The sequence below is a fragment of the Thermoanaerobacterium sp. R66 genome (assembly GCF_028895185.1).
GTDB lineage: Bacteria > Bacillota > Thermoanaerobacteria > Thermoanaerobacterales > Thermoanaerobacteraceae > Thermoanaerobacterium.
Genome location: NZ_JAEUWW010000001.1, coordinates 1,925,928 through 1,952,815 on the forward strand (window position 1 = coordinate 1,925,928; position 26,888 = coordinate 1,952,815).

The following is a 26,888-nucleotide window of genomic DNA, read 5'->3' on the forward strand; positions in this document are numbered from 1 at the left end:
CTTTACCCTATAGTTCCTTCAAGCTCCAGCTTTATAAGGCGATTAAGCTCAACGGCATACTCAAGCGGAAGCGACTTTGCTACAGGCTCTACGAATCCTCTTACGATCATGGACCTTGCCTCATCTTCACTTAATCCTCTTGTCATAAGGTAGAATATCTGCTCATCGCTGATTCTTCCTACCTTTGCCTCATGCCCTATGTCCACATTGTCGTTTAAAACTTCTATTATAGGCATCGTATCTGATCTCGATATTTCATCTATCATAAGGCCTTCACACTGTACAGATGCCTTAGCACCTTCTGCATTAGGCCCTATCCTTAAAAGTCCTCTGTAATTTGTGATTCCACCGTCTTTTGATATGCTTTTTGCCAATACTTTGGACGATGTATACGGTGCTAAGTGTATCATCTTAGATCCTGTATCTAAATGCTGTCCTTTTGCCGCAAATGTCACACCTGTGTATTCAGATTTCGCACCTTTACCTCTTAATACAGACGCCGGATAAAGCATAGTCTTGTGGCTGCCAAAAGAGCCTGATATCCACTCTATGACACCATCTTTATCGACTAAAGCTCGCTTTGTATTTAAGTTGTAAGTATTTTTGCTCCAGTTTTCGATAGTAGAGTAAATAAGCCTTGCTCCTTCTTTTACAAAAAGCTCCACACAGCCTGCGTGTAAATTGGATACTGCATACTGTGGTGCTGAACACCCTTCTATGAATCTCACTTCGCTGCCTCTATCGGCTATAATAAGCGTGTGCTCAAACTGGCCTGTTCCTGGTGCATTCATCCTGAAATATGCCTGAAGCGGCACTTCTACTTTCACATTTTCAGGCACGTACACAAATGTGCCACCGCTCCATATGGCCCCGTGTAGCGCCGCAAATTTGTGGTCATTTGGCGTAACATTCTTCGTCATAAAATACTCTTTAATAACGTCAGGGTATTTTTTTAAAGCCGTGTCCATGTCTTCAAATATTACGCCTTGTTTTGCCAGATTGTCTTTTATGCTGTGGTAAACAACTTCTGAGTCGTACTGTGCACCTACGCCAGATAAAGCCTTTTTCTCTGCCTCAGGAATGCCCAACTTCTCAAACGTATTTCGTATGTCTTCAGGTACTTCGTCCCATGAGTTTTTTAATTTAGCGTCAGGGCTTAGATATGCTACAATGGAGTTTATGTCAAGCTGACTTAAATCAACACCCCATGTAGGCATTGGCTTGCTTTCATATATTTCAAGAGATTTTAAGCGAAAGTCTCTCATCCACTTAGGCTCATTTTTTCTCTCTGATATTTCCTCAACGATCTTTTTAGAAAGCCCCTTTTCCGTCTTGTACGAATACCTGACTTCGTTTTTTATGTTGTACCTGGAAAAATCTATATCATTAACAATGGTCTTTTTCATCTGATTCACCCCTTTATGACAGAACTTCGTCCAGTATAGACTCGTATCCTGTCTTCTCCAGCTCCTTCGCCAGATTTTTGTCTCCTTCTTTGACAATTCTTCCATGTGCCAGTACGGATATTACGTCTGGCTCTAAGTAATCCAATATCCTATTGTAATGAGTTATAATTAGTATTGACATATCTTCTGTCTTCAATTTCCTTACTGTCTCAGCAACAACCCTTAAAGCGTCTATGTCAAGGCCTGAATCTATTTCATCCAGCATGACAAGCTTTGGATTTAACATAGCCATCTGCAAGATCTCGCTTTTCTTCTTTTCTCCGCCAGAAAAACCTACGTTTAAGTACCTTGTCCTGTACTCCTGCTTCATGTCCAGCATATCCATCTTTTCCTTCATGCTTTTTGCAAATTGCAGCATAGGCATGTTTTTATTTGTAACTGCATTTAAAGAAGTCCTTATGAAATTATCTACCGTAATCCCTGGGATTTCCTCAGGAGATTGGAACGATAAAAATATGCCTTTCTTCGCCCTTTCGTTTACTTTGAGGTTTACGATATTTTCCCCTTCAAAAAGTATCTCACCATCTGTAACTGTGTAATGTGGATTTCCCATTATTACATTGCAGAGGGTACTTTTTCCGCTGCCGTTAGGGCCCATAATAGCGTGTATTTCTCCTCTTTTTATAGTCAAATTAAGTCCTTTTAATATCTCTTTGCCGTCCACTTCTGCTTTGACACTTTTTATTTCTAACAAATTATCCTTCATATTTACACTCCCTTTTTAATTCCTACTATTTTAATGGGATTACTTCCATGTTTTAATTATACCCTAATATTAAAAAAAATCAATAAATATATGAAAAATATAATCATTGTTTATTTTTCCCTTGTGTAACATAATCTATAGCGAAGAAAAATAATATGGATTTAAAAAATTTACTTCTTTTACTTTTATCGATATAAAATCTTTGATAAAATAAAATTAAGTTTTTATTTTTCAAAATTATACAAAAACGGGGTATGATGATGAAAAAGCCATTAATTAGAATTTTAATCGATCGACTATTATATTTGTTAATTGCATCATATGGAATTATCAAGGTATTTATCGTTAAAGGTGTTATAGACAAAATATTCTTATTTGCAATATTCATTTCATTCTCTTATGAATTTTACAAAACTTTTAACCAACAAACCAAATCCAAGTAATAAAAAAATTAATTAACGCTAAAGGGGTAACATTCATGAAATATGCTGGTTTTTGGAGAAGGTTCATCGCTTTTTTAGTAGATTACATTGTCATCGTCATAGCTGAAATGATCTTGCTTTTAATCTTTGGAGTAATTTTACAATTGACAGGAAATGTAGATAAAAGTAGTAGTCAGACTGATACGGCTATTGGAATGTTTATTTTAATTGTACTCATAGTTGGTAATTGGTTGTACTATTCGTTAATGGAATCATCAAATTTTCAGGGAACATTAGGTAAAGTAGTTTTAAACATTAAAGTTACAGATTACGATGGCAAAAAAATTTCTTTCAAAAAAGCAACAATCAGATACTTTTCAAAAATTTTGTCCACTTTAATAATTTTCATAGGTTTTGCTATGGCCGGCTGGACGAGATACAAGCAAGCTTTGCATGATATAATTGCTGGTACTTTTGTAATAAAAAGTTGAACTTTTCAAATGGAGGGAGGAGCAAATTGCTGAAACTTTTTATAAGGGCATTGATTTCTAGTTTAATTTTTACACTGTTAATGTTTCTGTTATTAAAAAGAGAAAAAAGTGACTATAAAAAGAAGAGTTTAAAGCAATTCGCCTTTATGTTCTTAGTTTATTTCATATCATATATGCTTATTAGCTTGCTCATCAAGTAAAAATTTTAAAATTTTTCCGAAGGAGTATCATTGTAAATGAATAGAAAGAACATTATAACAATAATTATTGCTGTGTTAATAATGGCCTTTGGATTAATTATAGGATCATTAAGTAGATATAACATCTTAGAAAAAATTTTTTCTGTTCTCTTAGTTACAACAATACTGGCTTTAATATACGATACATATTTTCTTTTCAAAGATAAAAGATATTTTGGAAAAGCAAAATGGATAGTAAAATCAACCAATAATACATTACTGCTTACAATCAACTTATATTGTATCTTAATACCGGCTTTAAGCATTGATTCTAAAGACTCTCTGCACACCATGCTTATCTCAATTATCTTTGTATCTGGACTAATCCCCTTTTTTCATTCCATATTAAAAGACGGAATAAACGAAAAAGGCATATTTCATTGGGGCATTTTATACACATGGGATAAAATTCAAAGCTACAGCTTTACAGACAATTTCTTAGTCATAGCTTTAAATTCCGCCACTAATAAAATCAAATTAATTGTCAAAAAAGAAGATAAAGAAAATATTAAACTCTTATTAAAAGAGCATATAAAGCGCTAACGTCAATCAACAAATAAAATAACAAGCCACGAAAAAACCGAGATTTACTCTCGGTTATATTTCATCTACATCCACGTATTTAGCTATTATATCGTCAACAGGAATTATCAAATACTCGGTATCGCCGTGCTTTATCTTAGTACCAGAAAATTCTTTGTATATGACTCTATCGCCTATTGATATCTCATCTGTGGCACCGGCTGCAAGGCCTTCCACAATTCCTTCATGAAGCTTTTCTTGTGCGTTTCTTGGGATTATTATGCCGCCAACTTTTTTATCTCCTTCAGCTTCTTCAAGCCTTATAAGTGCGTTCCCATTTACTGGTTGTATCTTTTCCATGTACATCATCCTTTCTATTATATTTATAAATAATTTTTATCCTTGGATACCTAATAGTGTGTTTAATCTGGCCTTATCAAATCCCACTACTATTGTACCATCTATGTCCGTCTGTGGCACACCTCTTTGTCCGCTTCTCCTTACAAGTTCTTCAGCAGCACCAGGATTTTTGGTTACATCTACTTCTCTAAATGGTATATTGTTTTGCCTCAAGTACGACTTTGTGGCGCTGCACCACGGGCACGAAGGCGATGTGTAGACAATAACCCTATGGTATTTTTTTGATCCATCGCTTGACTTTACAGGCGATGTAGTAAGCAACTTTTCGTAATAATCTTCTGTCTGTACGCCGTAGACTATCTGCTGTACTTTCCCGTCACCGTAAGCAATTAAAGCAGGTACAGCAGTAATGCCAAATTCTGTATGCAATCCTACTTCTGACGCATTTACTGCATAGACTTTTACATCCTTGTTTTTATCGCTGAATTTCTTTAAATTATCTAACGCCTCTAAACTTTTTTGAGATTTATTAGAGTAAAATAACAGCATAAAGAAATCTGCCGACTTTTTTATGTCCTCAAATTCACTCCTGTCCTTTATAAAGCTTAACATACGCAACACCTCTTATAATCGTATATAAGTCGCGGGTTTATACCCCCCAATGGTAACTGGTTTAATCTACAATATATTATATTCACACTGCATTAAAATGTCAACATATCAAATATCACGAGAACAGTATATGTTTATATAAGCTAATGTATACTATCTATAAGGAAAGGAGTTGTTTTTATGAAATATGAAAGAGCTGAAGAAATATACAATTCTCCATCAAATTATGAAGTTATCTATGATGGTCAGGCAGTATGGATAAATTCTCTAAATCCCAATAAAAAATACGCTAATATCAAATTTTTGCACGACAACGCCATCATGGATGTTCCTGTCGGTTTTTTGGTGGAAGGCAAAAAATTAAGCTAAAAACAAGGGCAGCCTTTCTCGATTACAGAAAATAGCTGCCCCTCATCTTATGACATTAATCGTTTTTCTCCTTCCAAGGCTTTAATAGGTCCTATATCTTGTGTCACTTCCAGTGTTCCTAAATACTCTCCATCTTTGTCTCTTACAGCAAAATACCTGATGTACACGTATTTGTTCCCCATTTTTATCCAGAAATCTTCATGACTCTTTTTCCCTGATTTAAAATCCCTCAAAAGTTCTTCTACTACATGGACACTGGCAGGCGGATGGCAATACTGAACCTTTCTGCCTATTACAGCCTTCGTCCTGGCAAAAATCCTGTCTTTCCCATTCGAAAAATACCTTACCACATCATCTTTGTCAACAAACGTCACATCAAAAGGCAAATTATCAAATATGGCACCTATCTCTTCCACCTTCAAAACACCTGTGTCAAATTTAATGTATCCATGCTGTGCATCATTTGCAAGTTTTCCTTCTTCTTTAGCCTTTAAACTTTCCCTTTTTGGTTTCCACTTTGACTCAGGTGATATTAAGCAATATCCGATTTCGTCACTTTCATCCATGATATTTACCCATTCATCCTCAGTAAGCGTATCCAAAGCCATCGGGAGAAGTATGTTTTCCTCTTTGAATATCATCTCTATCATCTTGTTGATAAGCTTATTTAATTCATCCTCAATTGCACCTTTTTTAGATTCATTGTATTCTTTTAAATCCCCGATGGTGGATTTTAAAAGCTCTCTAATTTCATCGTCCACACCCCACATGACACTTGGAGGACCTGTTATTCCGTACTTCTCCAGATATGGAAACAAAAGATTTTCTTTCCTTGAATAATGTTTATCAATATCCATGAGAAGATTTATATTTCCCAAAAGCTTTGATATGCTCTCTTGTGTGCCATTGCGTTTAAAATCCTCTAATGTTGGCCTTAAATTTTCATTTATATGTTTTTCAATTGCTCTATTTTCTTCCTTAAATGTATGAACCGGATGTCCGGGTATAGTCTCAGGTTTCTTTAGCTGCTCCAATGACTCTCTGAAAACAGCCGCATGAACATCGCAAAGCCTTTGAATTTCCTTTACAGAAAGCCCCTCGTTCATAAGCTCCTGTTCTATCTGAGACAATTCTGTATGCGTAATGCCGTCTATTACGTCTTTGAATTTTTGCTTCACCTCATCCACCGATTTGCCTTTGTGAAGCTCTCTTATCACTTCTTTTAAAAGCTCTTGCCTGTGCTCTCTATTGTTTATAAGCTCACTCATAGTAAATCCTCCTTTCTTAAATTATTATCTAATTGTTGCATTCATATTTATTATGCCGTCTATCTTCTTATTTAAAACAGATGTCTCAACTTAATTTTACCTCAAAATACAGTTATTACTGTGATATAAATCACTACTTTAAAAATAATTTATCCTTGCTTACATGCTTTGCCAATCTATCGTACACAAATTCTTTCATGTACTTTTCATTTTTATATGTAAATACTCCATCCTTTACCTCCGTATCGTAGCAAAATACAAATGATGTTTCTTTAAGCTTTTCCACTTTTTTAGCCTGCTCCTTTACCATCCTAAATGCACCTATATTAAAGTCGTATATATCTTGAAGTGGCAATTCTTCGTACAATTTATCTATAAAGTCCGAATATATCTTTTCAAAACCATCAACATACATGATAGGTTCTAACGATATTCTCACTTTTACTCCTTTTTCAATAGCCTTTCTTATGGCCATTATCCTTTTGTCAAGGGATGGAGTAGAAGTCTCATAAATCGAAATCACTTCCTGAGGTAAAAGGGACCACGAAAATATTACATTATTAGGAATCGCTGTAGATTCAAAAAACGCCGCATTAGCACATTTTGTCCTTATCTCCATCAACAAGTTATCATTAGTCGTTGCGTATGAAATCCACATAGATGCAAAGTTTGTCAACGGCTCAAACGCCAATAAATCTGTCTCATATGATATGCTTAAATATATCCTTTTGTCACAAGAAAGTTTGTCAACCTCATCAAAAAAGTCTTCTAAATTGACAAAAAACACGATATTAGCCGATGGATACATGCCTTGAAGATAACAGTAATCGCAAGAGTAAATGCAGTTTAAGACATTCGAAGTATGGTAAAACTCATCAATCCCAAAGTTTTCGCACATCTCAGAACCTCTGTATATAAAATCGTACCTTTTCTTTGCCAGTATTATATTTGGATATTTCTTTTGCATGACATAATTCTGCCTTTGCCTTAAAAATAAGTCGCTATACCTTTGGATTTCAATAACAGTACTTCTTTTCAATGCATTTAATATTTTCTCTGTAGTAGAGTGGTTTAAAACATCTTTTTCAACGTAAACATGAGAAAACTTCATATGCCATTCATCCTCTCAAAGTGTATAAAGATAAACAAAAAAGCGCCCATAGCGCCATTTAAACATCATTAAGCTTGTGTATATCTAAAAGCAGCTTCACATCTGCTTCTCTTTCAAGTATGTGGTCATTCAAAACGTCAAATTTCTTATCTATCCTCTTAAAATTCAATTCAAACTTGCCAAGTTGGCTTGTGTGCTTTGTGACTTCTTCAAATGTATGCTTTAAGATGTACTCAACATCACTTTGCTGCCTTTCAAGGTTGTATAGTCTATTTTCAACACCATCAAGCCTCTTGTCCATGCCATCAAGTCTATTTTCAACACCATCAAGCCTCTTATCCATGCCATCAAGTCTATTTTCAACACCGTCAAGCCTCTTGTCAATCTCGTCAAGTCTATATTCAACACCGTCAAACCTCTTATCCATGCCATCAAGTCTATTTTCAACACTATCAAGCCTGCTTTCAACACCGTCAAGCCTTTTTTCTACATTGTCAAGTCTTTTTTCTACATTGTCAAGCCTTTTATCCATATTGTCCAGTCTTTTGTCTACGTCGTCCAATCTCTTCTCAACGCTGACAAGTCTTCCGTCCATGTTTTCCAGTTTCACGTCAATCGAGTCAAATCTTTGAAGCACCAAAGTCATAAACTCTTCATTTGTCAAGGTTTTTTTCCCTCCCCTTTTACCTTTGTGTCCATTATAACACACCCAAAAATCACAAGCAATGAAATAATTTGAGTAAAATTTTTTAGTTAATCGTTTATAAAAAATTTTCTATATTGACAAACTAATAGTGATAATATATCATATAAGTGTAAGGTGATTGTTAAATGAATAACAAAAATTATTTACATCATACGGTTCAAGATTCAATCCATTCAGGCAAATTTCCTATTAAAATGCTTGAATAACACGTACAATCACCCCAAATATAAAAATTTATTGTTAATAAATTAACACGGAGGTGTTTATCATGGCAACGACGAAAACGGAATTAGACGTTCAGAAGCAGATAGATTTACTTGTATCAAGAGCACAAGAGGCTCAAAAAAAATTCATGTCTTACACACAAGAGCAAATCGACGCAATCGTAAAGGCAATGGCTTTAGCAGGTGTAGACAAACACGTAGAGCTGGCAAAGATGGCATATGAAGAGACAAAAATGGGTGTGTACGAAGATAAGATTACAAAAAATCTCTTTGCCACAGAGTACGTGTACCACGACATAAAAAATGAAAAGACTGTAGGAATCATAAACGAGAACATAGAAGAAAACTACATGGAAGTGGCAGAACCGATAGGCGTAATTGCCGGTGTCACACCTGTCACAAACCCGACATCTACTACGATGTTTAAATGCTTAATATCCATAAAGACGCGAAACCCCATAATATTCAGCTTCCATCCAAAGGCAATAAAGTGCAGCATCGCAGCAGCAAAAGTCATGTACGAAGCTGCATTAAAGGCAGGTGCACCTGAAGGATGCATAGGCTGGATAGAAACGCCATCGATAGAAGCAACACAGCTTCTCATGACACATCCAGGCGTATCTCTAATCCTTGCAACAGGCGGTGCAGGAATGGTAAAAGCAGCATACAGCTCAGGAAAACCAGCATTAGGCGTAGGTCCTGGCAACGTGCCATGCTACATTGAGAAATCAGCAAACATAAAAAGAGCTGTATCAGATCTCATCTTAAGCAAGACATTTGACAATGGAGTAATATGCGCATCAGAGCAAGCTGTGATAATAGATGAGGAAATAGCAGATGAAGTCAAAAAGCTTATGAAAGAGTACGGCTGCTACTTCCTAAATAAAGATGAAATCAAGAAGCTTGAAAAATTCGCAATCGACGAGCAAAGCTGTGCTATGAGCCCTGCAGTGGTAGGTCAGCCAGCCACGAAGATTGCCGAGATGGCAGGCTTCAAAGTTCCTGAAGGCACAAAGATATTAGTGGCAGAATACGAAGGAGTAGGTCCAAAATATCCTCTATCAAGGGAGAAACTAAGTCCAATTCTTGCTTGCTACACTGTCAAAGATTACAACGAAGGAATCAAAAAGTGCGAGGAAATGACTGAATTTGGAGGTTTAGGCCACTCTGCTGTAATACACTCTGAAAACCAAGACGTCATAAATGAATTTGCAAGGCGAGTCCGCACAGGAAGACTTATCGTAAATTCACCATCATCACAGGGAGCAATAGGAGATATATACAATACAAACACGCCATCACTTACATTAGGCTGCGGTTCTATGGGAAGAAACTCAACAACAGACAATGTAAGTGTCAACAATCTTTTGAATATTAAGCGTGTCGTGATAAGGAAGGATAGAATGAAATGGTTCAAGATTCCACCAAAGATTTACTTTGAAAGCGGGTCACTGCAGTATCTGTGCAAGGTCAAAAGGAAAAAAGCCTTTATCGTCACAGATCCATTCATGGTTAAACTTGGATTCGTAGACAAAGTGACTTATCAATTAGACAAGGCAAACATCGACTACGAAATATTCTCAGAAGTTGAGCCAGATCCATCTGTTGACACCGTCATGAACGGCGTAAAAATAATGAATTCATACAATCCAGACTTAATAATCGCTGTAGGCGGCGGTTCTGCAATAGATGCAGCAAAGGGAATGTGGCTTTTCTACGAATATCCTGACACGGAGTTTGAAACATTGAGACTTAAATTCGCTGATATAAGAAAGAGAGCATTTAAGTTCCCAGAGCTTGGCAAAAAAGCGCTGTTCATCGCAATACCGACGACAAGCGGTACAGGCTCAGAAGTTACAGCATTTGCCGTAATAACCGACAAAAAGAGAAATATCAAGTACCCACTGGCAGACTACGAGCTTACACCTGATATAGCCATAATAGATCCTGACCTTACAAAGACAGTGCCACCATCTGTAACAGCAGATACAGGTATGGATGTGTTGACACACGCCATAGAAGCATACGTATCAGTAATGGCATCAGACTACACAGATGCGCTGGCAGAAAAGGCTATAAAGATCGTATTTGAATACCTGCCAAGGGCTTATAAAAACGGCAACGATGAAGAAGCCCGCGAAAAGATGCACAATGCTTCCTGCATGGCTGGCATGGCATTTACAAATGCATTCTTAGGAATAAACCACAGCATGGCACACATATTGGGTGGAAAGTTCCACATACCACACGGAAGAGCAAATGCAATACTTCTGCCGTATGTAATAAGGTACAATGCAGAAAAGCCTACAAAGTTTGTGGCATTCCCACAATACGAATATCCAAAGGCAGCAGAAAGATATGCAGAAATCGCCAAATTCTTAGGACTGCCTGCATCAACCGTTGAAGAAGGCGTAGAAAGCTTAATCGAAGCTATAAAGAATCTCATGAAAGAGCTTAACATTCCGCTGACTCTAAAAGACGCTGGCATAAACAAAGAACAATTCGAAAAAGAAATCGAGGAAATGTCAGACATCGCCTTCAACGATCAGTGCACAGGAACAAATCCAAGAATGCCTCTCACAAAAGAAATTGCAGAGATCTACAGGAAGGCATACGGTGCATAAGTAATAAAAAAGAACGGCTTACAAGTAAATTAAAACTTATAAGCCGTCTTTTTTTATCTATATTTAATTCCCCATAAACATCTTTATGTCGTCTTCCACGTTTGTTATGCCGCCGATACCGAAGTTTTCAACTAAAACTTTTGCGACATTAGGCGACAAGAATGCTGGAAGTGTCGGTCCTAAGTGAATATTCTTTACCCCCAGGTACAGAAGCGCAAGTAATACTATTACAGCTTTTTGCTCATACCATGCAATGTTGAATGATATTGGAAGCTCATTTATATCTTCAAGTCCAAATACTTCTTTAAGCTTAAGCGCAATCACAGCCAATGAATACGAGTCATTGCACTGTCCTGCATCAAGCACTCTCGGTATGCCGTTTATGTCGCCAAGATTTAATTTATTGTATCTGTACTTTGCACATCCTGCTGTCAATATGACCGTATCTTTTGGAAGTTCTTTTGCAAATTCTGTGTAGTATTCTCTTGACTTCATCCTGCCGTCGCAGCCTGCCATTACAAAGAACCTCTTTATAGCTCCAGTCTTTACTGCATCAACTACTTGATTAGCCAAAGCTAATACTTGGTTGTGGGCAAATCCTCCTACTATCTCTCCACTCTCAATCTCTACTGGCGGTTTGCATCTCTTTGCGTGCTCTATTATCTCTGTAAAATCTTTCTTGCCGTCTGGACCAGCATCAATATGCTTCACACCTTCAAATCCAACGACGCCTGTCGTGTAAAGTCTGTCTTTGTATGAATCTTTTGGCGGCGTCAAGCAATTTGTCGTCATTAGTATAGGGCCATTAAAGCTTTCAAATTCTTTATCCTGCTGCCACCATGCATTGCCGTAGTTGCCTGCAAAGTGTGAATACTTCTTAAATGCTGGATAGTAGTGGGCTGGAAGCATTTCACCGTGTGTATATACATCAACGCCTGTTCCCTCTGTCTGCTCCAACAGCTCTTCCAAGTCTTTTAAGTCGTGTCCGCTTATCAATATGCCAGGATTGTTTCTGACGCCGATATTTACCTTTGTGATCTCAGGATTGCCGTATGTGGACGTATTTGCTTTGTCTAAAAGCGCCATCACATCGACGCCGTATTTACCAGCCTCTAATGCAAGTGATACATAATCATTTGCACCTAAGCTGTCATCCAATGTTGCAACTAACGCCTTTTCAATAAACTCTGATATATTAGGATCTTTAAAGCCAAGGTTTGCAGCGTGGAATGCGTAAGCAGCCATACCCTTTATGCCGTAAGTTATAAGCTCTCTTAATGATCTTATGTCTTCATTTTCAGTAGCAAGGACACCTACTGATAAAGCCTTTTCATCAAATTCGCTTTCATCTTTCGTCCATGTAGCCGCATCATGCAATCCGCTTAACTGTACTCCATTTGCACTTAATTGGCTTTTTATGGACTCTCTTAAATTCAAGCCTTCTTTAATCTTTCCTACAAAATAATTCTTGTCAAAATTGACATTTGTTATCGTTGAAAACAATCCGTCGATGATGAATGAATCCGTGCTTTCACTGTTTAAACCGTGTTTTCTGGCCTCTTGGTTTACTATTGCTATTCCCTTTAATGTGTATATGAGCAAATCCTGAAGTCTTGCTGTGTCGTCAGTTTTGCCACACACACCTCTTAATGTGCAGCCAACGCCTTTTGAAGCTTCTTGACATTGGTAACAAAACATTCCCATATCATTTCCTCCTTCATTTATTTCAATTCGCCAATGTGCGAATTGTATACAGTATTTCGTACGTTTATTATTATACAATCGTCAACCGATTTTTTCTGTGATAAATATCACAATAACAAAAATATGAGGGTTTTTCCCCTCATATTTTATTTAGACAGTATATCATCTATTTCTTTCAATTCTTCATGGCTGAATTCCAGGTTGTCAAGCGCCTTTACATTCTCCTCTATCTGGCTTACCCGGCTGGCGCCAATTATAACAGATGTGACTTTTCTTAAGTCCCACGCCAAAGCCATCTGTGCAATGCTTTGGCCTCTTCTATCTGCGATTTTTTTCAGTTCTCTTACCTTATTTATATTCTCCTCTGTAAGATTACCTCTCAGTGAAGTGTTCTTTCTGGCAGCTCTCGAATCGTCCGGAACTCCATTTAAGTATTTATCAGTAAGTAGTCCCTGTGCCAATGGACTAAATGCTATACTTCCGACGCCTTCTTCCTCAAGGACATCTGTAAGCCCATCTTCTATCCATCTGTTAAACATGGAGTAGCTGGGCTGGTGTATTAGAAGCGGCGTCCCAAGCTGCCTTAGGATTTCAGCGGCTTTCTTGGTATCTTCAGTATTGTAATTTGAAATGCCAGCGTATAAAGCCTTTCCTTGCCTCACAGCCTGTGCCAGCGCTGACATGGTTTCTTCCAAAGGTGTATTTGGATCTCTCCTGTGGGAATAAAATATATCAACGTAATCTATGCCCATCCTCTTTAAACTTTGGTCCAAACTTGATAGCAAATATTTCCTTGAGCCCCAATCACCATAAGGGCCAGGCCACATTGTGTAACCAGCTTTTGTGGAAATCAACAATTCATCTCTGTAGCCTTTTAAGTCCGTCCTTAAAATCTTGCCGAAGTTTTCCTCAGCAGATCCTGGAGGCGGCCCGTAATTGTTTGCCAAATCAAAATGGGTTATGCCAAGGTCAAACGCCTTTTTGACCATCTCTCTCATGTTTTCAAATACATCATATCCGCCAAAGTTGTGCCATAGTCCAAGTGAAATCGCAGGAAGCATTATGCCACTTCTTCCGCACCTTCTATATATCATTTTTTCGTATCTATTTTCGTTTGGTATGTAGCTCATTTTTCTCCCTCCTAAATCGGTTTCTATTTTAATTATATAATAATTATTATTAAAAACAAAATATTTAAAAGTTAATTTAATTTTTGTCAATTTAAAAATATGGTATATTAAATAAGTAAACTATTTGAAAGGGGAACATCAAATGAATTCTATAATGCTTTATATAGGCGCCATTATTGTTGGACTTGCTTTAGGACTGCAGTCGCCGATGAATTCAGCTCTTGGCAAGATAGCTTTACCAAAAAACTCTGCAGTCTTAAATAATTTAGTTGGACTTATAATATTAGTCCTCATCAGCATATCAGACGGCAGTATAAAACAATTTGCAAGTTTATTTAAAGCACCAACATATCTTCTATTTGGCGGCGTATTAGGATCTATAATCGTTTTAGGATCAATCATTCTGATTCCAAAGCTTGGTGCAGCGACTTTTGCATCTATTATAGTCTCAGCTCAAATGATTGCTGCTGTGCTTATCGATAATTTTGGATTATTTGGTGTGGAAAAAACTCCCATCAATTGGTTCAAAGTAATAGGTGTTGTGCTTCTCATAATAGGTGTAAGGTTAATAAAAGCATAAAAAAACCTTATAGATTTTTCTATAAGGTTTTTTCTCAGGTTATCTTCTATAGCCTCTGTTGTTATTGTACTGCTGCTTTCTTGCTTTTCTGCATTCAGGGCATCTCTGAGGCTCATTCTCAAAGCCTTTTTCTTTATAGAAAGCTTGCTCGCCTTCTGTAAAGACGAATTCCTTGCCGCAGTCTTTGCATACTAATGTCTTATCAGCCACAACACTTTCCTCCTTTTTAAGATTTATAAGATTTAAACAAACCAAATTCCATCCTAAAAAGGGGAAATGTTGTTAAATCTCTTTTTTAACTACGAATTAAAGTATACCACGTTTCATCACAATATGCAATACTTTTATTTAATTTAATATCGGCTATTGCTATAAATAGAACCAATCTCATCAAATGGCCATATCCTATATAATACTTTTCCTTCTATTTGCTTATAATCTACAAATCCTATTATCCTGCTATCTAGACTGACTTCGCGATTATCGCCCAACACAAAGACTTTACCTTTTGGAACCACTAACGGGAATGTTAAGGCATTAGGATAGCCATTCCCTTTAACATATGGATAAGTCTTTCCTTTAGCATAGTACTCATCTTGTTTAACGCCATTTACGTATACATATCCATTTTTTATATCAATTTTATCACCCGGTATCCCAATCACACGTTTTATTAAAATATTATCATCTTGATATCCAATGATATTATTATATGTTTCTTTTAATTCTGAAGTTACATTTGATAAAACCCCATTGCTTTTTTCTACTTTATTAAATATAATTATATCCCCTCTTTTCGGCTCTTCAAAATTATATACCAGCCTATTTTCAAATAATTTCTGACCATTAAATAAAGTATTTTCCATAGAACTTCCTTTTACTTGAACCATAGCAAAAGCTGTACTTTTAAGTAATATTGATATAGTCAATGCAATAAATAATGTCAAAATCCATTCAAACACTTCTCTTTTTAATGTTTTCTTACTTTCTGATTTTGCGAATTTGGATTTTCCCATGAATTAATTCCTCCATCTCAATATATATGTTTCTCAATTGATTACTAATACTCGCCTATTTTCGCTAAATATTTCTAAAATTGATGTTTTAATCTATGGTAGCAAATTTTTCTTATTCCTCACTGGTAAAATAGTTCATATACGCCTTATCAGCGGCACTTACTTCCATTCCGTTAAACACAATTGTCTTTTTATCACCATCTTCTGATATGAGAGTAAGCTTAGAATCAAATGTTGCAGGTATGTTTTTGCTGGGCTTAAAATAGTACGGTTTATAGCCATCTTTAATAAGTTTCACTGCATAAGAAATCTTATCCATCCGTAAAACCTCCCGTACTATTTATAATGCCCACATTTTAAAAAACTATATTTTCTCTGTGGCAGCAATCTGCTCGAATGTTTCATTGCTTTTTTCTAATTTCTTGAAAGCTACAGACAGCATAAGCTTTATTCTATTTAGCTGATTTACTTCGCTGGCGCCGGGATCATAATCAACCGCCACAATGTTAGCTTCTTTATAAAGCTCCCTTAATGCTTTAATGACGCCTTTCCCCGTTATGTGGTTTGGAAGGCATGCGAAAGGCTGTATGCAAACAATATTTGATATGCCTTCTTTTAATAACTCCACCATTTCTGCAGTAAGATACCAGCCTTCGCCAGTTATGTTACCAAGAGATACTATAGGTGACGCCAACTCCTTTAGCTCATTTAGGGTTTTGGGAGAGATAAATCTTTTGCTTTTCTCTAAAGCCTTTCTCATCTCTTTTCGATAGAACTCAAGTCCTGCAATGCCTATATTCTGCAAAACCTGCCTTATCTTGCTGCCTGACAAATACTTATACTTTTCATTTGCATGATCCAGTATAAACATCAAAAAGTCTATCAGATTCGGCAGTATCACTTCTGCTCCTTCTTTTTCAAGCACATCCACGATGCTGTTATTTGCAGTAGGATGATACTTCACAAGTATCTCGCCGACAATGCCAACTTTAGGCTTAATTACATTATTGATCTCAAGATTTTCAAAATCCTGAACAATCTGATGGACATTTCTCTTAAATAATTTCAAATCTCCACTTTTTACGGACTCTATGCACTTTGCCACCCATTTTTCATAAAGCTTATTAGCAGAACCAGGTATCTTCTCATATGGCCTCACCCTAAGCAGCACATTTTGTAGAAGGTCACCATATACGAGGCCTATAAATGCTTTATTCAGAAGTCCTGGCGTTATTTTAAATCCAGGATTCTTCTCCATGCCAACAAAATTCAATGATATGACGGGTATATTTTCAAATCCTGCATCTTTCAAAGCCTTTCTTAAGAAACCTATGTAGTTGGTAGCTCTGCAACCACCGCCTGTCTGTGTGATTATGACAGACGTATTGTTTAAATCATACTTACCAGATTTCAATGCTTCAATAAGCTGCCCTACGACTATTATAGAAGGAAAACATGCATCGTTATTGACATATTTAAGCCCTTCTTCAACAGCCGGCTTATCTATAGATGGAAGAACCTCCAAGTTGTACCCTGATACATTGAAGGCTTCCTGCAAAAACTGGAAATGTATTGGCGACATCTGCGGTGCCAGTATAGTGTGCTTCTTCCTCATTTCGTCCGTAAACAGTATTCTTTTCATCGTATATGAAGTCTTGCTTCTTTTCTCATCTTTTCTTTCATTGATAGCGGCTATCAATGACCTTATGCGTATCTTTATAGAGCCTACATTTGTACCTTCATCTATCTTTATAAGCGTAAATATTTTTTCCCGGGAGCTTAAGATCTCCTGAACCTGATCGGATGTGACAGCATCGATGCCGCATCCAAAGGAAGTAAGCTGTACAAGCTCTAAGTTATCGCTGTCAGCCACAAAGCTTGCCGCCGCATAAAGCCTTGTGTGGTACATCCACTGGTCAACTACTCTAAGCTTTCTCTCAAGTTTGCCTAAATGCGCTACAGAGTCCTCCGTCAATACTGCCACACCCAACGATGTTATTATTTCCGGTATGCCATGGTTTATCTCTGGATCTATATGGTATGGTCTGCCTGCAAGAACTATTCCTCTTTTTCCCGTATCTCGCAGATATTTTAAGACTTCTTCGCCTTTTCTCATTATATCTTCTTTTACCCTTTTATCTTCATCAAATGCTTCTTTTAAGGCATTTTCCACTTCACCTTTTGATACGCCAAAAACTCTCAATTCTTCATAAAGCCTTTTGGCAAGTTTTTCTTTGTCATCCAATGCCAAAAATGGATTCATGAATAAAATGTCTTTTTCCTTAAGAACATACATGTTATTTCTAATTACTTCAGCGTATGACGACACAATTGGGCAATTGTAATGATTGTCTGCATCTTCAAATACATTCTGCTCAACAGGTATGCATGGATAAAATATCGTCTTTATGCCTTTATTTATTAAGTTGACTATGTGTCCATGGACGATTTTCGCCGGATAGCATGCGGAATCTGACGGTATAGTATCCATGCCTGATTCATAAAGCCTTTTTGACGACCTGTCAGACAATATAACCCTGAATCCAAGCCTTGTGAAAAATGTAAACCACAGTGGATAGTTTTCGTACATGTTCAAAACTCTCGGTATGCCAATGATACCTCTATACGCCTCGTCTTCACTTAATGGCTTGTATCCAAATATTTTTTTGTACTTGTAGTCGTAAAGATTTGGTATATCATTGTTAGTTATCTCTTTTCCTGCTCCTCTTTCACAGCGGTTTCCAGATACAAATACTCTGCCGTCATTGAATTTATTTATAGTTAAAAGGCATCTGTTTGTGCATTTATTGCACCTGCCGCTTGACACTTCTACACTAAAGCTTTCGAGCTTGTCTTTCGTAAATATTGTACTTATACCGCCACTGTACCTTTCCTTTGCGATAAGTGCTGCACCGTACGCACCCATTAGCCCTGCTATCTGAGGCCTTACGGCATTTCTACCTGTAATAAGCTCGAAGCTTCTCAATATGGCATCGTTAAGGAATGTGCCACCTTGAACGATTATCTTTTCTCCCAGCTCTTTCGGATCTCTTATCTTTATGACCTTGTATAAGGCATTTTTTATGACAGAATACGAAAGACCTGCAGAAATATCACCTAACGATGCCCCTTCCTTCTGTGCCTGCTTTACCCTTGAATTCATAAAGACAGTGCAACGAGAACCTAAATCGACTGGGTTTTGAGCTTTTAGAGCAGCTTCAGTAAACTCATCAATTGACATGTTGAGAGACGACGCAAATGTCTCTAAAAACGAACCACAACCCGATGAACATGCTTCATTTAGCATTATACTGTCGATTATGCCATCTCTTATCCTTATGCACTTCATATCCTGTCCGCCTATGTCAAGTATGAAGTCGACACCAGGCAAAAAATGCTCTGATGCCTTGTAATGTGCAATTGTCTCAATCTCACCTATATCCACCATCAAAGCTGCTTTAATAAGGTTTTCGCCGTATCCTGTGACAGTAGAATTAGCAATAAATGCGCTATCAGGCATCTTTTCGTATATGTCTAATAGCACTTTTATGACAGAATTTAGTGGATTTCCTTCGTTACTGCCGTAGTAAGAATAGACAATTGCACCATCCTCATCTATCACAACTAACTTTGTTGTAGTAGAACCTGCATCTATTCCTAAGAAAAGACCACCTTTAGCATCTTTTATGTCTTTCTCCAAAATATCAATGCCTTTGTGCCTATCTTTAAATTCATTGTACTCATTTTCATCTACAAATAGCGGTCTTAATCTCTCCACATCATTTTTCACTTTGTATGGAATCGTATGTACTCTATTGTATAAGTCTCTTAATGCAATGATCTCATCATTTTTTGCAGATAATGCCGCACCTATGGCAACTGCCAATTGAGAATTTTCAGGAACGATGACCTCTTCATCTTTCAAGTTCAATGTTTCTATAAATCTCTTTCTTAATTCCGGAAGAAAATATAAAGGCCCACCTAAAAATGCCACATTCCCTTTTATAGGCCGTCCACAAGCCAGTCCGCTTATGGTCTGATTTACAACTGCTTGAAATATGGAGGCTGCTATATCTTCCCTTGCGGTTCCTTCATTTAAAAGAGGCTGAATGTCCGTCTTTGCAAAAACACCACACCTTGCAGCTATTGGATATATGACTTTGTGGTTTTTGGAAAGCTCATTTAAACCTTGTGCATCAGTCTTTAAAAGTGATGCCATCTGATCTATAAATGCACCTGTGCCGCCTGCGCAACTGCTATTCATCCGCTGTTCGATAGTACCGTCAAAGTATGTAATCTTGGCATCCTCGCCGCCTAATTCTATGACCACATCTACATCCGGGAAAAACTTTTCCACCGTCTTGGTACCTGCAATCACTTCCTGCACAAACGGCATATTAAGCCACTCAGACACTGCCATACCGCCAGAACCTGTTACAGCAGCAGATACAACAAGGTCACCAAATTTAGAATACGCGTCATCTATCAAGTTTACAATAGTATCTTTTATGTTAGATAAGTGCCGCTCATATCTACTATAGATGATCTCATCATTTTCATTTAAGATGACTATTTTGGCCGTAGTGGAACCTACGTCTATTCCTAAATAGTGCAAATTTCTATTCACTTCAATTTCTCCTTCAGATATACGTATTGTAATTATTATATAATAGATAGATTTAATTATAAATAATTCCTTAAATTTATGTTAGCACTATTTAGTTTAAAAACAAAATTCCTATTTACACATTAATCCAGGCTGTATCTAAAGCCCAAAATAAATGATGGGCTAATTATTTAACAAATAATTTTTAATGAATTGATCTTTTCCTATGCTTGCCTCCCATCACATCAGAAACATCATTGATAGTGACAAAGGCATTTTCATCTTTATCATATATGATGGATTTGAGCTTCGCCACTTCTAGACGAGTGACGACAGAGTAAATGATAGTCTTCTGGTTCTTCGAAAATCCTCCTTTTCCCTCAATAAATGTGACGCCCCTGCCTAACCGTGCAGTTATGGCATCTGCAATCTCCTCACCATATTCTGAAATGATAATGACCGCCTTAGCTTCGTCCAGTCCTTCTATTGTTATATCTATCACCTTAAACGCAATAAAATAAGCGATCAGAGAATACATTGCTCTGTCCCATCCAAAAACTAATCCTGCACTGCTTAGAATGAATACGTTAAAAAACATCACCATTTCTCCCACTGAAAATGCCGTACGCTTATTTATTATGATTGCAACCATTTCAGTCCCATCAAGGGATCCGCCGTATCGAATAATCATTCCTACGCCAATCCCCAAGATTACTCCGCCGAAAACCGACGCAAGCAAAACATCATTTGTGATACCGGGTATAGGGTGTAAAATTGAAACCCATAACGACAGAGATAATAAGGAAAACAAAGATGACAAGACAAATGTCCGACCTATCTGATTGTACCCTATAAATAGAAATGGAAGATTATAAACGATTATGAATAAGCTAAGCGGCAATTTGGTCAAATAGCTTGAGATTATTGATATTCCCGTGATTCCACCATCAATAATGTTGTTGGGTATGAGAAATATTTCTAATCCTACTGCTGCTAAAATCGATCCTAAAAAGAGGAAAATGTATCTAATCATTTCTCGCACAATTGGATGATTTTTCGTCATATAATCCCTCCTTAAAATTAAAATTTATCACTGTTTAATTTATATGATAATCACTTAAGAACATTTACTTGGCATATCTTGTGTATTAACTTCATTGCATGAAATAAGCACATTTTAATAAATAACTTTTCTCACACAAAGTGCTTTACATAAAAAACCCATATTATTATACTATAAATGCTAATCTAATTGAAACCCAACATTATAGTGGGCGCCTCATGTGAACAGAAGACACTTTACTTTCCCCTATTTTTACCGCATACCAAAATTGTACATTAAGTTTACACATTAATCCAGGCTGTATCTAAAGCCCAACTCTACTGTCTTTCTTATATAATATCCATTTTCACCTGATTGAAAAACATTAAACCCAGACTTATTTAAAAGCCCTACCGTAAATATATTGGCTTTCATTTCTATCGTTGCAGTACCGCTTGCCTCGATTTCCTTTGAAGGAAAGACACCTGTTGTAGAAATCGCAGCCGCATGTGGATTTTTCAACTGCCAATCGCCATCATCAGCTTTCTCCCAATACGTCTTATCAATGCTTTTTATCTGTCTTAAGCTATCGGAATAAACCGTCAAAACTACGTAAAGTCTCACTACGGCAGAATAATCTTTGCGCTCTTTGTAAATTGTCACTTTTGATGCTTTATTGGTAAAACCCGATACATTTAAAGGCTCTTCTTTTACACCATAAGCTTCAATGAATTTTCCGTTGTCTTTGTCATAAACTTCAATCCTTGAAAATCCATCAGAATCCAACTTTGACTCAGATATATTGATATTATCTCGTGACACATCTATATGGCCATATTTCAATTTGATTGTCTTTGCTGGCATATTATCAACGTTTGTACTTTCAGTATCTTTCTGTGTATTGACATTTGATAAATCAAAAGCTATGATGACAAACAAAACCACAGCAATAAATGACAAAACATATATCATTTTTCTCAATCATACCACCACCAAATATATATTGCCAATATAAAGACCCTCTACATAAAGTGGAAGGCCTTTATATGTTTATCTTCGAATTGTTTTTACTTTAGTCTAACCGTAAAATCGCCTGATATGGGAGAGCCAATCTGTGGTCCATCATTTACAAAAGAAATATAGTAATTGTATGCGGGGTCCAAATTGTAAAATCTTGTTGTCCACCAGCCAGTATTAGAATCTGTTGAAAATTGATCCGAGCTCATTACAAACTTATTCGTGCCAGCTTGATAAACATTAATGTGCCATAACACATTAGCAGTATAATCAGCTCTTACATTCCAGTCCACATATAGCTGCGTGGAACCATTTGTGAAAAAATAGTAGTTTGAAAAAATCTCCGTGTTAACTCCACTGAAAGCACCGCCATAAGGTAGATTTGTTCCTTTAGTCGGCCGACTAAGGGACATTGGATTTATATCTGCATTTAAAGAAGCTACCTTTTGTGATGTCATTTTTGTGGTTTCAGAAGCTGGTTTAGCATTTTCTTCAGTTGAAACAGTTATTTGATTACTGATTATATCCACATTTGAAGGAACTTGCCTCGGAGATGTCATTTTTGTCGTCTCAGATGATGGTTCAAAATTTTCTACATTTGAGGCGGAAATTTGTTTACTACCTGTATCCACATTTCCTCCTCGTAAAGCAAATGAAGTTCCACTTAAGCTTAAACTTAAGATGAGTATCAAGATTAAACATATTGATATTCGGATTGATTTTTTGTTCACTTTAATTCCACCTCCTTTCGGTATTAAAATATTTCGCAAACATTATCAGTCAATCTTTGGTTTTATTATATGCTAATAACTTATGTCTTCCCGGCCTGGGAAGTACATCAAATCTGCACCAAATTCTTTGTACAGATTTTTACCTTTCACATCCATCGAAGATGCAACTTTTTTATCAAGACCAATTACATCCCACGTATCATCGCTTTTTAGATGTATTGCACCTAATAGCTTATTATCTTTAAAGGCGCATATTAAAGGCTCTACATTTGTATCTGTACTTATAGGAAGGTTTAAAATCAACACGTCTTTATACTTTCCAACAGGCGTTATATCCTTAGAATAGTCTGGCTTAAAACTTCCCTCTTTCACGATGCTTCTACATTCTTTCGCAACATCATCAAGCAAAGTTGTTTTTTTTGTCTTAAGATCGACTTCACCTAAAGTTTTGAAACATTGGATGTAGTATTTAGAACCTACAAGCATTGTATTATTTGGACAAGGTGTATAAACAACGCCACCTCCGGGAAGCCTTATCTCATCCCAGCTTATCTCGTCAATGTTGCCTACATTGCACTTGGCAACGTATATATTGGAATGTGTCTCAAATGGATAATCAAAGATAAATGTTATATCACCTGTTTTGCTTTCATAATCTATAAAGCATGGTTGATTATATTCACCTACTGTAATATCATTGCCTTTGTCATCCTTCGTTTTATACAGAAATGATACATTCTTTTCCATTACATCGCTGCCATTGTGCAAGTATAATGTATAGTTTTTTACTTTTTTAATTGGTTCAGGATTGTCATCCAAATTCCCTTTAGCTTCAATGTCCTTGCCGTATACCATACCCACATCATTGCCTTTGACAAAATCTACTTTGTCTTTATATTCATCTACTGGATAATACGTCTTCCTCAATACTATCCTGCCATCTCCATCCCAAAATAAAGGTGTGACAAAATTGGGGTCTTCTGAGACATAGACTATCTTTTCAGTTAAATTTACTTTAGAATTATTCAAATCCCAATAAGCTAACATCGCCGAATGTTTATTATCTGGCTCATTTGTATATATCAAAAAAGGTATTTTTATCTCTTCAGAGTCGCTCTTAGGGCTTTCATTTTCTGTTACTTTAGTATTGTCTACAGTATAACAACCTGTAGCAATAAATATAAGTGTAAAGACCATTAAGAAAAATTTTTTCATAAAGAACAAAAACTCCTTCCTTAAAAATTCATACAAAGAAGAAGCAAAATAAGCTTCTTCTTTGTATGAATTAAACACTCATTAATCTTAATTCCACAGAACATAATATTCATAGGTTGATACATTTGAGTAATTTACTTGATTCCTATCATTTGTATGTCCACTAAATTGCCTTGTTAAGGAGATTTCCAATTGATGATAAAGACAAACGACAAAAACAAAAGATTTAAAACTAATACAACCAAAATGATAGATTACAACCATTTGAAAAATTTATCCAAACCTATTCACCCCAATTCCTTCAAACATCGCTGTATCGAGTAATGTACACTCTTAGATCAACATACTCATCTTGTACTCTGAAAAAATCGCTTTTCCAAATCTTTTAATTTAGACCTTAAGATGCTTTCATCCATATGTTTTATCTCAGCTATCTCGCTAAATGTCATTAAAGACATGTCTATACCCCAATGCATTTTTAATAATTCTTTTTCTTCCTCGGAAAATTCTTTTGTTAGCTCAGCAAAATTTTCTTTTATATATTTCAACAACTTTTCAAATCTATCTTTTTCATATGGTTCTGTTGGCTGTTCATCTTCAGTTATAACTATATTTTCTGATTCAATACCATTTTCCTTTTTTCTAAGCATTACTTTTTTCCTTCCACAACCCTTAATCACGACTATACACCACCTACATTTTTCATGGCCAAATATGTATTTGGCTTGAGTACATAGTTCCTATAACTTCAGCACGTCCTGGTGCTGAAAGAACATAATAATTTCTACTCATATACGAGCCTATTGTCTTATCTAAATATAAATATAGAGGTGTATATATCGCAGTTCCCGTTCCATAATACGGTTTTTGAGTGGCTACTTGTTGCCAACTACTACCAAGCGCCCATAACAGACTCATAGTTAATTGAGCATTAATGGGGTAATCTGCTGTAACATCACCATTATAATATAAAATACCAGAACTTGTTAAAGTGACATAAGCGTCTACATACGCTACAACCGGAGTAATATCACTTGGAGCAATTTCACTATTATTAAGTGAATTATCTATTTTATCCAATTTGATGTCATCGTCTTTAACGTTGCTGGTAGGTTCAGGTAATAAGCATACTTTCACGCAATTCATAGCTAGTATATTCTTGTCATTATAATAGCCAGTAATCAATAAATTATTTTCATCAATAAAATTAAATTTAAGAACATCTATTTTTATTTTTTGTTTTTCTATTATATTATTTACTCTATTCATGCTCAATTTTATTTGCTTCTCTATATCTTTATTTATCTTTTTTTCAAAATCATCCGGTATATTCAAAGTTAGTGTGCCATCCTTTTCTTGCAAAACATATTTCGATAATTCTTCAACAATTTGTGTTTGATTATCTTCAACTGGTACATTCGTGTTTTGTAATTTTACTTTTGATGGATTTTTGTAAGAAGATTGGATAGCAGCAAAAGATGTAATACTAGCTGTTATAAATAAACATAGAGTTAATAATAACACTGCTAATTTTTTCATTTAAACCATCCTCTCATCATTTTTAATTTAAAGTAGCAATCCAAGTTTCAAATACCACCTCCATTTTTTATTCGTTCTGACACTTCTGCTGCTTTAAGTTATTCTGAAAAAATTGCCAGTCGATATTTGATTTCATTATATGTTTCTTCCAAAATTGTGTCAACTGACCAAAAGTACTAATTTTTTTAGTACGAAAGTACTAAAGCATATTACACCAAGTCCATCTTTGCCGCTTTGTATATACAGTCTTTTACATTTTTCACGTTTAATATTTCAAAGATCTTATTCTTGTGATATTTTACATTGCTTATTGATCTATTAATCATTTTTGCAATCTCTTCATCTGTCTTTCCTTCCGCTGTCAGTTTCAAAATCTTTAGCTCTACTTCTTCCAATTTTTCCTCTATCATTTCTTTTTTAAGTAATATAAAATTGTATTCTGTATATTTTGCCATCAAAAACGCCGTAAACACACATTCATCAAATAATCCACATTCAGATGATATGTCTACTATTCCTATTAATTGACAAGTATTGTCAAAGACAGGTACAGCTATGCAGTCTATCCCACTGAGGCACTTAAGATAATGTTCATTCTTTTTGACAAATGCAGTTTCTCCTTCATTTAAAGCAATCGATACTGCATTTATTCCTGCAAATTCTTCTTTTAACTGAACACCTATATTTAAATAAGAAAAACTACTTTTGTTAGGCACAATCAAATCTATTATGATGCCGTTTTCGTCTGTCAATAGATATGTATATTTTTTAAATTGGCCATTAATCTTAGATATTTCATGAATGCTTTTTCTAAAGGCTTTGATTAGCAACTTCTTCTCATCGGAAATGTAAAGATCTGATACAAACATAAATGGCTTTACATCTTGATTAAGTTCTCTTTTTATACACCTTCTCCTTGCCTCATCAAACAAAAATTTATGAGTATCATATTTTATGACTTCATACTTCATCTTGATCTCCCTTATTACAACAAAGTTAAAATATTAACAACTTTCAAAATGTCCAAGTTTATTATTGTATTTTTTCTATAATCATATTTCTACAAAAACTTTTGAATTCCTTTTTATGTAACCAAAACTTAACATTTCTTAATAAATTCTTAATGTTTTTAATAAATTTTTTAATTTTTATCAATAATAAACAAGGGACAGATTAATATCTGCCCTC

25 protein-coding genes are annotated in these 26,888 nt (G+C 35.9%); 5 read left to right on the top strand and 20 right to left on the bottom strand.

Annotated elements, in window-relative coordinates:
• Nucleotides 1-2 precede the first annotated feature (2 nt).
• Both sufB and sufC read right to left on the bottom strand, forming a co-directional pair.
• On the bottom strand, nucleotides 3-1,406 hold the full coding sequence (sufB, locus tag JJQ93_RS09570; RefSeq protein WP_085113405.1) for a Fe-S cluster assembly protein SufB: 1,404 nt from the start codon (nucleotides 1,404-1,406) through the stop codon (nucleotides 3-5).
• A gap of 13 nt (nucleotides 1,407-1,419) precedes the next feature.
• A complete protein-coding gene (gene sufC, locus JJQ93_RS09575; protein ID WP_274893620.1) occupies nucleotides 1,420-2,172 on the bottom strand; it encodes a Fe-S cluster assembly ATPase SufC in 753 nt (250 codons plus the stop codon).
• 478 nt (nucleotides 2,173-2,650) lie between these two features.
• On the opposite strand from sufC, the gene JJQ93_RS09580 reads away from it, so the two are divergent.
• Together JJQ93_RS09580 and JJQ93_RS09585 are read left to right on the top strand one after the other, a co-directional pair.
• The gene (locus JJQ93_RS09580; protein ID WP_274893621.1) at nucleotides 2,651-3,085 is read left to right on the top strand and encodes an RDD family protein; all 435 of its coding nucleotides are present in this window, start codon (nucleotides 2,651-2,653) and stop codon (nucleotides 3,083-3,085) included.
• A 236-nt stretch (nucleotides 3,086-3,321) separates the two neighbouring features.
• Nucleotides 3,322-3,867, top strand: a complete 546-nt coding sequence (locus JJQ93_RS09585) for a DUF5673 domain-containing protein (protein ID WP_274893622.1) — start codon at nucleotides 3,322-3,324, stop codon at nucleotides 3,865-3,867.
• Between the two features lie 54 nt (nucleotides 3,868-3,921).
• Here the strand turns inward: JJQ93_RS09585 and JJQ93_RS09590 are convergent, their stop codons facing one another.
• Both JJQ93_RS09590 and JJQ93_RS09595 read right to left on the bottom strand, forming a co-directional pair.
• A complete protein-coding gene (locus JJQ93_RS09590) occupies nucleotides 3,922-4,206 on the bottom strand; it encodes a co-chaperone GroES (RefSeq protein ID WP_041592273.1) in 285 nt (94 codons plus the stop codon).
• 36 nt (nucleotides 4,207-4,242) lie between these two features.
• On the bottom strand, nucleotides 4,243-4,818 hold the full coding sequence (locus tag JJQ93_RS09595) for a glutaredoxin domain-containing protein (RefSeq protein WP_274893623.1): 576 nt from the start codon (nucleotides 4,816-4,818) through the stop codon (nucleotides 4,243-4,245).
• Between the two features lie 180 nt (nucleotides 4,819-4,998).
• On the opposite strand from JJQ93_RS09595, the gene JJQ93_RS09600 reads away from it, so the two are divergent.
• Nucleotides 4,999-5,187 (top strand): H-type small acid-soluble spore protein, encoded by a 189-nt coding sequence (locus JJQ93_RS09600; RefSeq protein ID WP_274893624.1) that lies wholly within the window; start codon nucleotides 4,999-5,001, stop codon nucleotides 5,185-5,187.
• Nucleotides 5,188-5,234: 47 nt separating this feature from the next.
• On the opposite strand, the gene JJQ93_RS09605 is transcribed toward JJQ93_RS09600, so the two are convergent.
• From JJQ93_RS09605 to JJQ93_RS09615, 3 genes are all read right to left on the bottom strand, one after another.
• On the bottom strand, nucleotides 5,235-6,455 hold the full coding sequence (locus tag JJQ93_RS09605) for a DUF438 domain-containing protein (protein ID WP_274893625.1): 1,221 nt from the start codon (nucleotides 6,453-6,455) through the stop codon (nucleotides 5,235-5,237).
• 133 nt (nucleotides 6,456-6,588) lie between these two features.
• Entirely contained in the window at nucleotides 6,589-7,566 is a 978-nt protein-coding gene (locus tag JJQ93_RS09610) for an SPL family radical SAM protein (protein ID WP_274893626.1), read from the bottom strand.
• A 58-nt stretch (nucleotides 7,567-7,624) separates the two neighbouring features.
• Nucleotides 7,625-8,230, bottom strand: a complete 606-nt coding sequence (locus tag JJQ93_RS09615) for a tropomyosin (protein ID WP_274893627.1) — start codon at nucleotides 8,228-8,230, stop codon at nucleotides 7,625-7,627.
• 310 nt (nucleotides 8,231-8,540) lie between these two features.
• On the opposite strand from JJQ93_RS09615, the gene adhE reads away from it, so the two are divergent.
• A complete protein-coding gene (gene adhE / locus JJQ93_RS09620) occupies nucleotides 8,541-11,120 on the top strand; it encodes a bifunctional acetaldehyde-CoA/alcohol dehydrogenase (protein WP_274893628.1) in 2,580 nt (859 codons plus the stop codon).
• Nucleotides 11,121-11,183: 63 nt separating this feature from the next.
• On the opposite strand, the gene hcp is transcribed toward adhE, so the two are convergent.
• Both hcp and mgrA read right to left on the bottom strand, forming a co-directional pair.
• The gene (gene hcp, locus JJQ93_RS09625; protein ID WP_085113416.1) at nucleotides 11,184-12,824 is read right to left on the bottom strand and encodes a hydroxylamine reductase; all 1,641 of its coding nucleotides are present in this window, start codon (nucleotides 12,822-12,824) and stop codon (nucleotides 11,184-11,186) included.
• Nucleotides 12,825-12,970: 146 nt separating this feature from the next.
• Entirely contained in the window at nucleotides 12,971-13,954 is a 984-nt protein-coding gene (gene mgrA / locus JJQ93_RS09630; RefSeq protein WP_274893629.1) for an L-glyceraldehyde 3-phosphate reductase, read from the bottom strand.
• Between the two features lie 142 nt (nucleotides 13,955-14,096).
• Between mgrA and JJQ93_RS09635 the strand changes: the two genes are divergently transcribed.
• Nucleotides 14,097-14,534 (top strand): DMT family transporter, encoded by a 438-nt coding sequence (locus JJQ93_RS09635; protein ID WP_085113418.1) that lies wholly within the window; start codon nucleotides 14,097-14,099, stop codon nucleotides 14,532-14,534.
• Between the two features lie 39 nt (nucleotides 14,535-14,573).
• Here JJQ93_RS09635 and JJQ93_RS09640 read toward each other — a convergent pair whose 3' ends face one another.
• From JJQ93_RS09640 to JJQ93_RS09690, 11 genes are all read right to left on the bottom strand, one after another.
• A complete protein-coding gene (locus tag JJQ93_RS09640; RefSeq protein WP_085113419.1) occupies nucleotides 14,574-14,744 on the bottom strand; it encodes a zinc-ribbon domain-containing protein in 171 nt (56 codons plus the stop codon).
• Nucleotides 14,745-14,887: 143 nt separating this feature from the next.
• The gene (gene lepB, locus JJQ93_RS09645; RefSeq protein ID WP_274893630.1) at nucleotides 14,888-15,550 is read right to left on the bottom strand and encodes a signal peptidase I; all 663 of its coding nucleotides are present in this window, start codon (nucleotides 15,548-15,550) and stop codon (nucleotides 14,888-14,890) included.
• Nucleotides 15,551-15,662: 112 nt separating this feature from the next.
• Entirely contained in the window at nucleotides 15,663-15,869 is a 207-nt protein-coding gene (locus JJQ93_RS09650; protein WP_274893631.1) for an XkdF, read from the bottom strand.
• Nucleotides 15,870-15,914: 45 nt separating this feature from the next.
• Nucleotides 15,915-20,177 (bottom strand): acyl-CoA dehydratase activase-related protein, encoded by a 4,263-nt coding sequence (locus JJQ93_RS09655; RefSeq protein ID WP_274893632.1) that lies wholly within the window; start codon nucleotides 20,175-20,177, stop codon nucleotides 15,915-15,917.
• Between the two features lie 184 nt (nucleotides 20,178-20,361).
• Nucleotides 20,362-21,219 (bottom strand): YitT family protein, encoded by an 858-nt coding sequence (locus JJQ93_RS09660; protein ID WP_085113422.1) that lies wholly within the window; start codon nucleotides 21,217-21,219, stop codon nucleotides 20,362-20,364.
• Nucleotides 21,220-21,507: 288 nt separating this feature from the next.
• Nucleotides 21,508-22,170, bottom strand: coding sequence for a hypothetical protein (locus JJQ93_RS09665; RefSeq protein WP_274894089.1), 663 nt, complete (start codon nucleotides 22,168-22,170; stop codon nucleotides 21,508-21,510).
• Between the two features lie 95 nt (nucleotides 22,171-22,265).
• Complete coding sequence (locus JJQ93_RS09670; RefSeq protein WP_274893633.1) at nucleotides 22,266-22,946, bottom strand: hypothetical protein; 681 nt, start codon at nucleotides 22,944-22,946, stop codon at nucleotides 22,266-22,268.
• A gap of 72 nt (nucleotides 22,947-23,018) precedes the next feature.
• Nucleotides 23,019-24,239, bottom strand: coding sequence for a hypothetical protein (locus JJQ93_RS09675; protein WP_274893634.1), 1,221 nt, complete (start codon nucleotides 24,237-24,239; stop codon nucleotides 23,019-23,021).
• 269 nt (nucleotides 24,240-24,508) lie between these two features.
• Nucleotides 24,509-24,841: a hypothetical protein gene (locus tag JJQ93_RS09680; protein ID WP_274893635.1), complete on the bottom strand. Its 333-nt coding sequence runs from the start codon at nucleotides 24,839-24,841 to the stop codon at nucleotides 24,509-24,511.
• A 22-nt stretch (nucleotides 24,842-24,863) separates the two neighbouring features.
• A complete protein-coding gene (locus JJQ93_RS09685) occupies nucleotides 24,864-25,700 on the bottom strand; it encodes a hypothetical protein (protein WP_274893636.1) in 837 nt (278 codons plus the stop codon).
• 209 nt (nucleotides 25,701-25,909) lie between these two features.
• Nucleotides 25,910-26,671, bottom strand: coding sequence for a helix-turn-helix domain-containing protein (locus JJQ93_RS09690; protein WP_274893637.1), 762 nt, complete (start codon nucleotides 26,669-26,671; stop codon nucleotides 25,910-25,912).
• Nucleotides 26,672-26,888: the final 217 nt, after the last annotated feature.

Coding starts and splice junctions, on each gene's coding strand:
- sufB (WP_085113405.1), bottom strand. CDS start 1,406: ATGAAAAAGACCATTGTTAATGATATAGATTTTTCCAGGTACAACATA.
- sufC (WP_274893620.1), bottom strand. CDS start 2,172: ATGAAGGATAATTTGTTAGAAATAAAAAGTGTCAAAGCAGAAGTGGAC.
- JJQ93_RS09580 (WP_274893621.1), top strand. CDS start 2,651: ATGAAATATGCTGGTTTTTGGAGAAGGTTCATCGCTTTTTTAGTAGAT.
- JJQ93_RS09585 (WP_274893622.1), top strand. CDS start 3,322: ATGAATAGAAAGAACATTATAACAATAATTATTGCTGTGTTAATAATG.
- JJQ93_RS09590 (WP_041592273.1), bottom strand. CDS start 4,206: ATGGAAAAGATACAACCAGTAAATGGGAACGCACTTATAAGGCTTGAA.
- JJQ93_RS09595 (WP_274893623.1), bottom strand. CDS start 4,818: ATGTTAAGCTTTATAAAGGACAGGAGTGAATTTGAGGACATAAAAAAG.
- JJQ93_RS09600 (WP_274893624.1), top strand. CDS start 4,999: ATGAAATATGAAAGAGCTGAAGAAATATACAATTCTCCATCAAATTAT.
- JJQ93_RS09605 (WP_274893625.1), bottom strand. CDS start 6,455: ATGAGTGAGCTTATAAACAATAGAGAGCACAGGCAAGAGCTTTTAAAA.
- JJQ93_RS09610 (WP_274893626.1), bottom strand. CDS start 7,566: ATGAAGTTTTCTCATGTTTACGTTGAAAAAGATGTTTTAAACCACTCT.
- adhE (WP_274893628.1), top strand. CDS start 8,541: ATGGCAACGACGAAAACGGAATTAGACGTTCAGAAGCAGATAGATTTA.
- hcp (WP_085113416.1), bottom strand. CDS start 12,824: ATGGGAATGTTTTGTTACCAATGTCAAGAAGCTTCAAAAGGCGTTGGC.
- mgrA (WP_274893629.1), bottom strand. CDS start 13,954: ATGAGCTACATACCAAACGAAAATAGATACGAAAAAATGATATATAGA.
- JJQ93_RS09635 (WP_085113418.1), top strand. CDS start 14,097: ATGAATTCTATAATGCTTTATATAGGCGCCATTATTGTTGGACTTGCT.
- lepB (WP_274893630.1), bottom strand. CDS start 15,550: ATGGGAAAATCCAAATTCGCAAAATCAGAAAGTAAGAAAACATTAAAA.
- JJQ93_RS09650 (WP_274893631.1), bottom strand. CDS start 15,869: ATGGATAAGATTTCTTATGCAGTGAAACTTATTAAAGATGGCTATAAA.
- JJQ93_RS09660 (WP_085113422.1), bottom strand. CDS start 21,219: ATGACGAAAAATCATCCAATTGTGCGAGAAATGATTAGATACATTTTC.
- JJQ93_RS09665 (WP_274894089.1), bottom strand. CDS start 22,170: ATGATATATGTTTTGTCATTTATTGCTGTGGTTTTGTTTGTCATCATA.
- JJQ93_RS09685 (WP_274893636.1), bottom strand. CDS start 25,700: ATGAAAAAATTAGCAGTGTTATTATTAACTCTATGTTTATTTATAACA.
- JJQ93_RS09690 (WP_274893637.1), bottom strand. CDS start 26,671: ATGAAGTATGAAGTCATAAAATATGATACTCATAAATTTTTGTTTGAT.